Origin of the sequence: Oceanimonas sp. MB9, assembly GCF_011319775.1 — a bacterium.
In the GTDB taxonomy this organism is placed as follows: domain Bacteria; phylum Pseudomonadota; class Gammaproteobacteria; order Enterobacterales; family Aeromonadaceae; genus Oceanimonas; species Oceanimonas doudoroffii.
The window spans coordinates 838,580-849,930 of record NZ_VFBE01000009.1; the positions used below are offsets into that span (position 1 = coordinate 838,580).

The following is an 11,351-nucleotide window of genomic DNA, read 5'->3' on the forward strand; positions in this document are numbered from 1 at the left end:
TCGGTTAATGTAAAAGGGCACGCCGGGGCGTGCTTATTCTCCCGCCGGGTATTGCTTGTCCTTGAATTCGCACAAATCCTCGATCACGCAGGCGCCACAGCGGGGCTTGCGTGCGGTGCAGACATAACGGCCGTGCAGAATAAACCAGTGGTGCACGTCGAGTTTGAACTCGGCGGGCACCCACCTCAGCAGTTTTTGCTCCACTTCGTCCACGTTCTTGCCGGGGGCAAAACGGGTGCGGTTGGCCAGCCGGAAAATATGGGTGTCCACGGCAATGGTGGGCCAGCCAAAGGCAGTGTTGAGCACCACGTTGGCGGTTTTGCGGCCCACGCCGGGCAGGGCTTCCAGGGCTTCGCGATTTTCCGGCACCTCGCCGCCGTGCTTGTCCAGCAGTATGGCACAGGTCTTGATGACGTTTTCGGCCTTGGAATTGAACAGGCCGATGGTCTTGATATGCGCCTTCACCCCGTCCACGCCCAGGGCCAGCATGGCCGCCGGGGTGGGGCCGGCGGCAAACAGCCCAATGGTGGCCTTGTTTACGCTCACATCGGTGGCCTGGGCCGAGAGCAGCACCGCAATCAGCAGTTCAAAGGGGTTGTTAAAGTTGAGCTCGGTGGTCGGGTGCGGGTTTTCCGCCCGCAGCCGTTCCAGAATTTGCCGGCGTTTTTCCATGTTCATAGTGAGGTTACTCGTGCTCGGGTGACTTCGGCCTTGGGAGCGGGAGCGCGGCGGGCCGCCAGCCGGCCGTCGAGCCAGTTTTTGGCGGCGATCAGCAGGCCGAGGCCAATAAAGGCGCCCGGGGGCAGAATGGCCAGCAAAAAGCCGTTGTCCAGGTGCAGCACGTCCATACGCAAGCCTGCGGCCCAGTCGCCCAGCAGCAGCTCGGCGCCGTCAAACAGGGTGCCCATGCCCAGCAGTTCACGCAGGCCGCCCAGCACCAGCAACACGGCGGTAAAGCCAAGGCCCATCATCAGGCCGTCCAGCGCCGCCAGGGGGGCACTGTTTTTTGAAGCAAAGGCTTCGGCCCGGCCGATGATCACGCAGTTGGTGACGATCAGCGGAATAAAGATACCCAGCGACTGATACAGGCCATAGGTAAAGGCGTTCATCAGCAACTGCACACAGGTCACCAGGCTGGCAATAATCATCACATAGATGGGAATGCGCACCTCGCTCGGCACCCACTGGCGCACCAGTGACACGCTGAGGTTGGAGCCCACCAGTACCAGCAGGGTGGCAATGCCAAGCCCCAGGGCGTTGGTCAGGGTATTGGTCACCGCCAGCACCGGGCATAACCCGAGGATTTGCACCAGTGCCGGGTTGTTGCCCCACAGGCCCTGGCGAATAATGTCTTTGTGTTGCTCGTTCATATCTGTTCTCCGCAGCGAGGCGCCTCGCTCAGCAGGCCGGGCTGTTCATTCACCAGCAGCAGCACTCTGCGCACCGCGCCTACCACGGCCCGGGGGGTAATGGTGGCGCCGGTAAAGGCGTCGAACTGGCCGCCGTCGTTGCGCACCGCCCAGCGTGGGTCCTCGGCGCCGTTCAGCTGCTGGCCGTCAAAGTCGAGCAGCCAGTCGGATTTTTTCAGCTCGATTTTGTCGCCCAGACCCGGGGTTTCGTTGTGGTTGAGCACGCGTACACCGGAAAGGGTGCCGTCGGCGTTCACGCCCACCACCAGCTTGATTTCACCACTGTAACCGTCGGGGGCAATGGCCTCAATGGCATGGCCCTGCACTTCGCCGTCCTTGACGGCGGTAAACGCCGGCAGAGGAGAGGCGCTGCCCAGGTATTGCGTGCTTTCCACCAGCACGCAATGTTCATACAACGGCTCGTCGTGGGTATGTGCCGGCAGCAGCTCATTCAGCACCGCCAGCAGCTGGGCCTGCTCCTGCTCGATAATGGTGTTGCGGGTCAGGCTGTTGGTCACCGCCACCAGGGCGGTACACACCAGGGCGAAGGCGGCCAGCACCAGGCCGTTTTTGCGCATCGTCTCCAGCATCAGCGGCGGACTCCGTAGGTGGCGGGTTTGGTCAGGCTGTCGATCATCGGCACCGTCAGGTTGGCCAGCAGCACCGCAAAGGCGATGGCGTCGGGATAGCCGCCAAAGGTGCGAATGAGGTATACCAGCAGGCCAATCAAGGCGCCGTAAACCAACCGGCCCTTGAAGGTGGTGGACGCCGACACCGGATCGGTGGCGATAAAGAAGGCCCCCAGCATGGTGGCGCCGGAAAACAGCTGCATCAGCGGGCCGGCGGTGGTGTCGGGCGAGATCATAAAGCCCAGCAGGCTGAGTACCGCCAGGGTTCCCAGCATGGCCACCGGAATGGGCCAGCTGATGAGCCGCAGGCGCAGCAGGGCCAGACCGCCGGCCAGGTAGGCCAGGTTAACCCATTGCCAGCCGATGCCGGCCAGGCCGCCAAAAATGGGCTGCTGCAGCATCTCGCCGGCGGTATGCCCCTGGGTAAAGCCGGTTTTCAGGGTGTCGAGGGGGGTGGCCATGGTGGTGCCATCTGCCAGCTCCCGCAGTTGATGGGGGCTGAAGCCATCCAGGGTAAAGCCGGTAAAAATGGCCGACAGGCTGTCGGCCAGCCCCGGCGGATATTGCTGCAGCTCCAGCGGCGGCAGCCAGCTGGTCATGGGCAACGGAAACGACACCAGCAACAGCACATAGGCCACCATGGCCGGGTTGAACAGGTTCTGGCCCAGGCCGCCATAAAGTTGCTTGGCCACGATAATGCCAAAGGCGGTGCCGATCACCACCAGCCACCAGGGGGCCAGCGGCGGAATGGCAATGCCGATAAGCAGGGCGGTAAGCAGAGCCGAGTTGTCGCGTAAAATGCCCAGGGGACGTTGACGCAGCTTGAGCACCAGGCCCTCGGCGGCGTAGGCGGTGAGCACGGCCAGGGCAATCTGCACCAGGCTGCCCCAGCCAAAAAACCACCACTGCACGGCAATGCCCGGCAGCAGGCAGTAGCAAACCCGGCGCATCAGCGCATTGGTGCTGAGGGGGGCGTGATCATGGGGTGAACTGCTGATGTGAAAACCCATTAGGACTCGTCTTCCGGTTCTGATTGGTTGGACGCCGCGGCACGTCGCGCCTTGGCCTTGGCCACGGCGGCACGAATGGCGGCCTTTTTGTCGTCATCGGCGGGCGCGTCCTTGCCCTCGACCTGCTCTGATTCCTTGGCGGCTTTGCGCGCCTTGGCGCGGGCAATGGCGGCCGCTACTGCGGCTTTCTTGTCGTCGACGGGGGCGTCGGCTTCGGCCGGTTCATTTTGCTCGGCCTGCTGTGCCGCCTTGCGGGCCTTGGCACGAGCGACGGCGGCAGCCACCGCGGCCTTTTTGTCGTCGGCGGGGGCGTCGGCCTCGGCCGGTTCGCTTTGCTCGGCCTGCTGTGCCGCCTTGCGGGCCTTGGCACGAGCGACGGCGGCGGCCACCGCGGCCTTTTTATCGTCGACGGGGGCGTCGGCTTCGGCCGGTTCATTTTGCTCGGCCTGCTGTGCCGCCTTGCGGGCCTTGGCGCGGGCGACGGCGGCAGCCACCGCGGCCTTTTTATCGTCGACAGGGGCGTCTGTCTCTGCGGGTTCGCCTTGCTCTGCCTGCTGTGCCGCCTTACGGGCCTTGGCGCGGGCTACCGCAGCGGCCACGGCCGATTTTTTATCGTCGGCGGCAGCGCTGGCCGGCACCTCGCTGCCGGTGTCGGTCTGGGCGGCCTTGCGCGCCTTGGCCCGGGCGATAGCAGCGGCTACCGCAGAGGATTTGTCATCGGTCGCCGGTGCCGCGGCAACGGCTGCCTTGCGCTCCCGGTTGCGACGGGCTTCTTCCTTGCGGGCGGCGCGGGCGGCGGCCATGTCGTCGGTGCTTTCAGCCTGCTGGCGGGCCTTGACCCGGGCCAGGGCAGCCGCCACCGGATCTTCGCCACCGGCGGCCGCCTGTTCGGCCATGCGCGCCTTGCGTTCGGCGGCGGCCTTTTGCTGGCGCTCCTGACGTTCCACCTTTTCCCGTTCCAGCCGGGCCTGGCGGGCCTCAAAGCGTTTCTTGGCGTGCTCGGCCAGCTCCGCTTCCCGCTGGGCCTGACGAATGTCGGCCTTGGCTACCCGGTAATACTGCACCAGCGGGATCTGGCTGGGGCATACCCAGGCGCAGGCGCCGCACTCAATACAGTCGAACAGGTTGTGGCTGTTGAGCTTGTCGTGTTCATTGGCCCTGGCATGCCAGTACAACTGCTGGGGCAGCAGGCTGGCCGGGCAGGCATCGGCACACTGGCTGCAGCGAATACAGGGCTGCTCTTCCACCGGCGGCGACAGCTCATGCTGGCTGGGCGCCAGCACACAGTTGCTGCCCTTGATCACCGGGGCGGCGGCGGTATGCAGGGTAAAGCCCATCATGGGGCCGCCCATGATCACCCTGGGCTCGGGGCCGGGGGTAAAACCAAAGCGCTTGAGCAGGTAGCGCACCGGGGTGCCAATGCGTACCCAGGCATTGCACTTTTCCGCAAAACATTCGCCGGCAATGGTGACCACCCGCTGGATCAGCGGCTCGTCGTCGATCACCGCGCGTTTCACTGCAAAGGCGGTGCCCACGTTCTGCACCACAATGCCAATGTCGGCGGGCAGGCCGTTGTGGGGCACCTGCTGGCCGGTAATGATTTCAATCAGCTGCTTTTCACCGCCAGAGGGGTATTTGGTGGGCACGGGCACCACCAGTACCTGCTCGCTGGTATTGGCTTCACGGAGCGCGGCCAGGGCCTCGGGCTTGTTGTCTTCCACCGCAATTACGGTCAGCCCGGGCTGCACAATCTGGCGCAAAATGGCCACGCCGTGAAGAATGTCACCGGCGTGCTCGCGCATCAGCCGGTCGTCGGCGCTGATATAGGGTTCGCACTCCACGGCATTGATGATCAGGGTTTCAATGGCCTTTTTGCGCGGGCGCAGTTTGACGTGGGCCGGAAAGCCGGCGCCGCCCAGGCCGGTGATGCCGGACTCATGAATGCGTTCCAGCAGTACGTCGGCGCCGAGGGCCTCGATATCGCTCATGGGAAAGCGCGGGCGCCATTCGTCCTTGCCGTCGGGGGCGACAATGACGCACTCGCCATCCAGTCCGGACGGATGACACAACGGGCGGTGCTCAATGGCGACAACGGTGCCCGAGGTGGGGGCATGCACCGGAATCATCATGGGGTTGTCGGCGTCGGTCAGGCGCTCGCCCTTGAGCACCCGGGAGCCCACCTTGACCCGCAGTCGGGCGGGCTGGCCGATATGCTGGCGAATTTGCAGCACCAGCTCGTCGGGCAGGCCGGCGTCGACGATGGGGTTGATATTGGCCGGCGCCTTGCGCTCGGGCGGATGAATGCCGCCATGAAAGTCGTGCAGTTTGCCTGCCTGAAGATTCGCTAACAGCGACATTTAATTTACCTGCTTGATGGCAATGGGCTCGAGCTGCCATTTCCAGTTGTCGGGGGTAACCTTCACCGGCACCATTTCAATACAGTCGGTGGGGCAGGGATCCACGCACAGATCACAGCCGGTACACTCACTGACAATCACGGTGTGCAGCGCCTTGGTGGAGCCGACAATGGCGTCCACCGGGCAGGCCTGAATACACTTGGTGCAGCCAATGCACATGTCTTCGTGAATAAAGGCGATCTTTTTCACCGGCTCGGCGGCTTCCTCGCCCATGGCCTGGGGCTCGACCCCCATGAGATCGGCCATTTTGCGCATGGTGGCGTCGCCGCCGGGCACACATTTGTTGATGTCGTCCCCGTTGGCCACGGCCTCGGCATAGGGACGGCAGCCGGGATAGCCGCACTGGCCGCACTGGGTTTGCGGCAGCAGTTCGTCGAGCTGCTCGACGATGGGATCCGACTCCACGCGAAAACGCACGGCGGCAAAACCGAGCACCAGCCCGAAGATCAGTGCCAGCAGCGCCAGCACAACAATGGCGATAAGAATGTGTGTCATCTCAGAACCTGACCAGTCCGGTAAAGCCCATAAAGGCCAGCGACATCAGGCCGGCGGTGATCATGGCCAGCGCCGGGCCGCGAAAGGGGGCGGGCACATCGGCACCGGCCAGGCGCTCGCGCATGGCGGCAAACAGCACCAATACCAGGGAAAAGCCCAGCGCCGCGCCAAAGCCGTAAACCAGGCTCTGCATAAAGTTGTGCTGCTCGTTGATGTTGAGCAGGGCCACACCCAGCACGGCGCAGTTGGTGGTGATCAGTGGCAGAAAGATGCCCAGCAGGCGATACAGGGTGGGGCTGGTTTTGTGCACCACCATTTCGGTGAACTGCACCACCACGGCGATCACCAGAATGAACGACAGGGTGCGCAGGTAGAGCAGATCCAGCGGCATCAGTATGTACTGGTTCACCAGATAGGAGCAGGCGGCGGCCAGGGTCAGCACAAAGGTGGTGGCCAGGCCCATGCCAATGGCGGTTTCCAGCTTGCCCGACACCCCCATAAAGGGACACAGGCCAAGAAACTTCACCAGAACGAAGTTGTTGACCAGCACGGTGCCGACAAACAGCAGCAGGTATTCAGACATGATCACTCGGCAATCCAGAAAGACGGCCGGTATTATCGGACTTTATGCCTCGTTTAACAATGGCGGTGGCCCGCAGTTTCAGGTCAAGGTATTGATTAACATACCGATCACGGCAAGGGTACAGAGCGACAACGAGCCATAATGCATGACCGGGCGCGACACCAGGTGCAGGCTGCGCACCGCCACCCAGTTGCCCAGCAGGGCGGCGGGGGCCAGGGGCAGGGCCATCTCCAGGTGCGCCTGGGTCAGAAAACCACCGGTGGTCAGGGCCCCCACCGACATCAGGGTAGACACCACAAAAAAGCCCGCCAGGTTGGCACGAATGCGGTGCATGTCGGCGCCGTGCATCACCAGCACCATGGGCGGGCCGCCTATGGTGGTGCTGGTGCCCATCACCCCGGAGAGAAACCCCCCCAGGGCCATATTGGCCTTGGTCATGGGCAGGGCCACGTCTTTCAGCCGCACCACCACGCCCAGCATGATGGTGATGGCAATCAGCACCGCCAGCCACTTGATGGGCAGCACCATCAGCAGCCATACCCCCACGGCACTGCCGGGTACGCGCGCCAGCAGCGCCGGCGCCAGCAGGTTGAGCTCCAGCCCCTTGCGAAAACGCCAGCCGTTCACCAGGCACATGACCAGCAGCACCAGCATCAGCGGGCCGGGTACCAGGGCGGGATCCAGATAAAACAGAATGGGGGCGGCCACCACCGCCATGCCAAAGCCAATGGCGGTCTGCACATAGGCGCCGGTGAAGCAGGCCAGGGCGGCCAGAACAAGAGTGAAAGTGTCCACTTGGGTCATGGTTGGCTCGGCAAAAATAAGGGAATGGGGCCATTATGGCCATTGCCTGTGACAATCAGAAGCCGAATCGGCGCTGGTATTATCAATAATGTGGGCTGGCACCAAATACGGTCGGTAATGTGTGCGGAGTTACCAGATATTCGTCATGCCCGCGAAGGCGGGCATCCAGGGGCAGGCGCCGCTGTTGTCTGAAAATTATACGCTGGTTTGAATACGGCGCTGGCTGTGAAATGGACTCCCGCCTTCGCGGGAGTGACGTTGTAACTCAGAACAGCGTGTTCGACAGCTGATACATTTCTTCGTTGAACGGACGGCGCAGGTGCTTGATGCAGTCGATGATATCGTGGTGCACGATATGGTTGTTCTGCAGCCCCATGCAGCGCCCGCCCAGGCCTTCCAGCAGCAGCTCCACGGCGTGGGCGCCCATGCGGCTGGCCATGATGCGATCCGCCGCCGTGGGCGTGCCGCCGCGCTGAATGTGACCCAGAATGGTGGCGCGGGTGTCCCGGCCGGTGGCGGCCTGAATGTCCTTTGCAAGCTGATTGACGTCGCAGACGTTTTCGCAGATGGCCACAATGGCGTGCTTTTTGCCTTTGGCCACCCCTTCGTGGATCTGCTGGATCAGCTCGTGCTGATCAAAGGCTACCTCGGGCACGATCACGTATTCCGCGCCCCCGGCCACGGCGGCAGAGGAGGTGAGATCGCCACAGTGGCGGCCCATGATCTCCACCACCGAAATGCGGTTGTGCGAGCTGCAGGTATCGCGCAGCCGGTCAATGGCTTCCACCGCCACGTTGAGGGCGGTATCAAAGCCAATGGTGTAGTCGGTGCCGGCAATGTCGTTGTCGATGGTGCCGGGAATGCCGATGCAGGGAAAGCCCATCTCGGTCAGCCGCATGGCGCCCATGTAGGAGCCGTCGCCGCCGATCACCACCAGGCCGTCGATGCCGTGCTTTTTCAGGTTCTGCACCGCCTCGACCCGAACCGCTTCTTCCTTGAATTCGGGAAAGCGGGCTGAGCCCAGAAAGGTGCCACCCCGAGTGATCACGTCCGACACACTATGGCGGTCGAGGGGAACTATCTGATCCTGATGCAGCCCCGCATACCCGTTCTGAATGCCAAACACCTCCAGCCCGTGATGCAGGCCGGCACGCACCACGGCGCGAATGGCGGCGTTCATGCCGGGGGCATCACCGCCGCTGGTGAGCACACCAATTCGTTTGATCATATAGTTCCTCGCTTTCATTCCGTCATGCAGGCGTTGCCCACAGAATGTTGGAATTCGTGCCTCATTCCAACCTACCAGGACCGGCGTAGGTTGGCGATGAGCGCAGCGAATTCACAACATTCGAACCTTATGCGCCGGCGCGAATAATGGCGGCAAACTCGTCGGCCTTCAGCGCCGCGCCGCCCACCAGGGCACCGTCGATGTCTTCCATGGCGAACAGGCCGGCGGCGCTGTCACCCTTGACCGAACCACCGTACAGAATCTGCACGCCGGCGGCCACATTGGCGTTCTGTTTGGCCAGAAAGGCGCGAATGGCACTGTGCACACCCTGCGCAATCTCGGGAGTGGCGGTTTTGCCGGTGCCAATGGCCCATACCGGCTCATAGGCAATCACGCTGCGGCCCAGGGCCTCGATGCCACACTGATCGATCACCGCCTGCAGCTGGCGTTCAACCACTTCTTGAGTCTCACCCGCTTCAAACTGCTCCAGGGTTTCGCCAATGCACAGCACCGGCACCAGCGCCTGCTCGAGCACGGCGGCGAACTTGGCGGCCACCACCGCATCGGACTCGCCGTGCAGGGTGCGGCGCTCGCTGTGGCCCACCAGCACGTATTTCACGCCGAATTCCTTGTACATGGCCGGGGCGTTCTCGCCGGTAAAGGCGCCGCTGTTGTGCACGTCGGCGTCCTGGGCGCCCAGGGCGATGGCACTGCCGGCGAGTTCTGCTTCGGCCTGGCCGAGGAACAGCACCGGCGGGCACACCGCCACGGCTACCTTGTCGCTTTCGGCGGCGGGGGCCTTGAGGGCAGAAATCAGCTCGCTCACCATGGCCTTGCTGCCGTTGAGCTTCCAGTTACCCATTACCAGAGTCTGTCGCATAAGTGGTTTCCTTTCAGTCAAATGGGGGCATTATAGGGATTCGGCCCGCGCCAAACCACGAGGCGGGCCAAAGTTTGATGTAATTTTTCAACCAAGTCGGCTCATTGTCCACCCAGGCGCATCCACAACCGGCCCAGGTATTCGTGCCAGGCCAGCTCGCTGCGCTCCAGATAGCGGGCCCGCGGCAAATAGGTATAAAGCGGCAGGGTGCCGGCGCTTTCCCTGGCCTGATGATCTATGGGAGCGGGAACGGGATGCTCCCCTTCGGCGGCAAACAGCGCCATGGCACGGGGCAGGTGGCTGGCCGAACTCACCAGCACCGCCCGGCGGCCGGCGATCAATGGCGCGATGGCGGCGGCTTCCTCGGCGGTGTCCTTGGGCTCGGGCAGCATCACGATGCGAGTGGCCTCAATACCAAAGGCTTGCGCCACTTCGCCATAAAGCTCGGCGCTGGAGCGGCCTTCGCCACCGGCATAGCCGCTGACAATCAGCCGGGCCTCGGGGTGGGCATGAGCCAGCCTGATCCCTTCGCTGATGCGCGCCAGGGCGGCATTGCCCAGCTGGCTTAACAACGGCAGGCGCGGATCGGCGACCTGGGCCGCCCCCAGCACGATAATGTCATCCACCGGTCCGGTGCCCGCCTCAAAGGGGGCATAGGTGCTTTCCAGCGGAGCCATCAGCGCGTTGGCCACGGGCCGCGTGCCGAGCAGCACTAATGCCAGAAACGGCAGTGCAACCAAGAGTATTCCACTGCGTTTATGGCGCATCAGCAGCAGGATCACACCAAACAACGCCAAAAAAAGCAGCAGGGGCAGGGGTAAAAGCAGGCTTCCCAGCCATTTTTTCGCCAAAAAGAGGAAGGGCATGCACTCTCGCATTTGTTAACCGTAGCGGTTGTGCCAGAATAGCCTTCTTCTTTATCACAAGAAACACCGGTTTTGACGCGTAACACCAGCTTCGACGGCAAAAGCCGCACCTTTTCCCGCAATATCTATGGCACCACCAAGGGGCAAATTCGCCTGCGGGTGCTGACGCGGGATCTGGCCGAATGGCTGCCCGTTTCATCGCGCCCGTTGCGCATTCTGGACGCCGGCGGCGGCTTTGGCCCCGTCTCTCAGCGCCTGGCCGCCGAGGGCCACCGTGTGGTGTTGTGTGATCTGTCGGCGGAAATGCTGAATGAAGCGCGCGAGCAGATCGCCGAAAAAGGCCTGAGTGCGCACTTCGATTTTATTCACGGCCCCATTCAGTCGTTAACCGTCGCCGATATCGGCCAATTTGACCTTGTGTTGTGCCACGCCGTGCTGGAGTGGGTGGAAGATCAGGCCAGCCTGCTGGCCGGCCTGAATGCGCTGCTACAACCCGACGGCCACCTGTCGCTGATGTATTACAACCGCGACGGCCTGCTTTACCACAGCCTGGTAAAAGGCAACTTTGATTACGTGCACGCCAACCTGGTCAGAAAACGACGCCAGAAACTGACGCCGGGCTGGCCCTGCCGGCCTGCTCAGGTAGACGGCTGGCTGAGTGAGCTCGGCTTTGTTATAACCGGGCGCAGTGGCGTGCGGGTATTTCACGATTACATGTCGAACGTGCACGGGCCCTTTCCCACCGAGGAAGAAATGATTGAGATGGAGCTGGCCCACTCCCGCACCGAGCCCTTTATGCACCTGGGGCGTTATATGCATGTCTTTGCGCGGAAGGGGGAATAAGGCCGTCAAAAAGCCGTCATGCCCGCGCAGGCGGGCATCCAGGGCGGACGATGCCGGGGGGCGGGCTTTTTGCACCGGACTGACAGCCGGAGTGGCCTGCAGCATGGACTCCCGCCTGCGCGGGAGTGACGAAACTATTGCCGTAGGTTGGCGATGAGCGCAGCGAATCCCAACAATAAGGCAACGC

Annotated in this window: 12 protein-coding genes; 1 reads left to right on the forward strand and 11 read right to left on the reverse strand. The window is 62.8% G+C overall.

What is annotated here, in order from left to right; all coding sequences use genetic code 11:
- Positions 1-33: 33 nt before the first annotated feature.
- The 11 genes from nth to elyC form a co-directional block, all read right to left on the reverse strand.
- The gene (nth, locus tag OJHNALOF_RS15235) at positions 34-678 is read right to left on the reverse strand and encodes an endonuclease III (RefSeq protein ID WP_094199218.1); all 645 of its coding nucleotides are present in this window, start codon (positions 676-678) and stop codon (positions 34-36) included.
- Positions 675-1,370, reverse strand: a complete 696-nt coding sequence (locus tag OJHNALOF_RS15240; protein WP_094199219.1) for an electron transport complex subunit E — start codon at positions 1,368-1,370, stop codon at positions 675-677. The genes nth and OJHNALOF_RS15240 overlap by 4 nt, the downstream gene beginning before the upstream one ends.
- A complete protein-coding gene (gene rsxG, locus OJHNALOF_RS15245; protein WP_165662534.1) occupies positions 1,367-1,999 on the reverse strand; it encodes an electron transport complex subunit RsxG in 633 nt (210 codons plus the stop codon). Before rsxG ends, OJHNALOF_RS15240 begins: the two co-directional genes overlap by 4 nt.
- Positions 1,999-3,048, reverse strand: coding sequence for an electron transport complex subunit RsxD (rsxD, locus tag OJHNALOF_RS15250; RefSeq protein ID WP_094199221.1), 1,050 nt, complete (start codon positions 3,046-3,048; stop codon positions 1,999-2,001). Before rsxD ends, rsxG begins: the two co-directional genes overlap by 1 nt.
- A complete protein-coding gene (rsxC, locus tag OJHNALOF_RS15255) occupies positions 3,048-5,405 on the reverse strand; it encodes an electron transport complex subunit RsxC (protein WP_165662535.1) in 2,358 nt (785 codons plus the stop codon). Before rsxC ends, rsxD begins: the two co-directional genes overlap by 1 nt.
- Positions 5,406-5,960, reverse strand: a complete 555-nt coding sequence (gene rsxB, locus OJHNALOF_RS15260; RefSeq protein WP_165662536.1) for an electron transport complex subunit RsxB — start codon at positions 5,958-5,960, stop codon at positions 5,406-5,408.
- Between the two features lies 1 nt (position 5,961).
- Entirely contained in the window at positions 5,962-6,543 is a 582-nt protein-coding gene (rsxA, locus tag OJHNALOF_RS15265; protein ID WP_094200521.1) for an electron transport complex subunit RsxA, read from the reverse strand.
- 78 nt (positions 6,544-6,621) lie between these two features.
- Positions 6,622-7,347, reverse strand: a complete 726-nt coding sequence (locus OJHNALOF_RS15270) for a sulfite exporter TauE/SafE family protein (protein WP_094199224.1) — start codon at positions 7,345-7,347, stop codon at positions 6,622-6,624.
- 265 nt (positions 7,348-7,612) lie between these two features.
- Complete coding sequence (gene pfkA / locus OJHNALOF_RS15275; protein ID WP_094199225.1) at positions 7,613-8,575, reverse strand: 6-phosphofructokinase; 963 nt, start codon at positions 8,573-8,575, stop codon at positions 7,613-7,615.
- A 127-nt stretch (positions 8,576-8,702) separates the two neighbouring features.
- Positions 8,703-9,455, reverse strand: coding sequence for a triose-phosphate isomerase (gene tpiA, locus OJHNALOF_RS15280; RefSeq protein WP_165662537.1), 753 nt, complete (start codon positions 9,453-9,455; stop codon positions 8,703-8,705).
- Positions 9,456-9,556: 101 nt separating this feature from the next.
- Positions 9,557-10,333, reverse strand: coding sequence for an envelope biogenesis factor ElyC (gene elyC / locus OJHNALOF_RS15285; RefSeq protein ID WP_370462333.1), 777 nt, complete (start codon positions 10,331-10,333; stop codon positions 9,557-9,559).
- 60 nt (positions 10,334-10,393) lie between these two features.
- On the opposite strand from elyC, the gene OJHNALOF_RS15290 reads away from it, so the two are divergent.
- Positions 10,394-11,164, forward strand: a complete 771-nt coding sequence (locus OJHNALOF_RS15290) for a methyltransferase domain-containing protein (RefSeq protein WP_165662538.1) — start codon at positions 10,394-10,396, stop codon at positions 11,162-11,164.
- The last annotated feature ends 187 nt before the right edge of the window (positions 11,165-11,351 follow it).

Excerpts from the sequence above, each read along its gene's own strand:
- nth (WP_094199218.1), bottom strand. The coding sequence starts at position 678 with ATGAACATGGAAAAACGCCGGCAAATTCTGGAACGGCTGCGGGCGGAA.
- OJHNALOF_RS15240 (WP_094199219.1), bottom strand. The coding sequence starts at position 1,370 with ATGAACGAGCAACACAAAGACATTATTCGCCAGGGCCTGTGGGGCAAC.
- rsxG (WP_165662534.1), bottom strand. The coding sequence starts at position 1,999 with ATGCTGGAGACGATGCGCAAAAACGGCCTGGTGCTGGCCGCCTTCGCC.
- rsxD (WP_094199221.1), bottom strand. The coding sequence starts at position 3,048 with ATGGGTTTTCACATCAGCAGTTCACCCCATGATCACGCCCCCCTCAGC.
- rsxC (WP_165662535.1), bottom strand. The coding sequence starts at position 5,405 with ATGTCGCTGTTAGCGAATCTTCAGGCAGGCAAACTGCACGACTTTCAT.
- rsxB (WP_165662536.1), bottom strand. The coding sequence starts at position 5,960 with ATGACACACATTCTTATCGCCATTGTTGTGCTGGCGCTGCTGGCACTG.
- rsxA (WP_094200521.1), bottom strand. The coding sequence starts at position 6,543 with ATGTCTGAATACCTGCTGCTGTTTGTCGGCACCGTGCTGGTCAACAAC.
- OJHNALOF_RS15270 (WP_094199224.1), bottom strand. The coding sequence starts at position 7,347 with ATGACCCAAGTGGACACTTTCACTCTTGTTCTGGCCGCCCTGGCCTGC.
- pfkA (WP_094199225.1), bottom strand. The coding sequence starts at position 8,575 with ATGATCAAACGAATTGGTGTGCTCACCAGCGGCGGTGATGCCCCCGGC.
- tpiA (WP_165662537.1), bottom strand. The coding sequence starts at position 9,455 with ATGCGACAGACTCTGGTAATGGGTAACTGGAAGCTCAACGGCAGCAAG.
- elyC (WP_370462333.1), bottom strand. The coding sequence starts at position 10,333 with ATGCGAGAGTGCATGCCCTTCCTCTTTTTGGCGAAAAAATGGCTGGGA.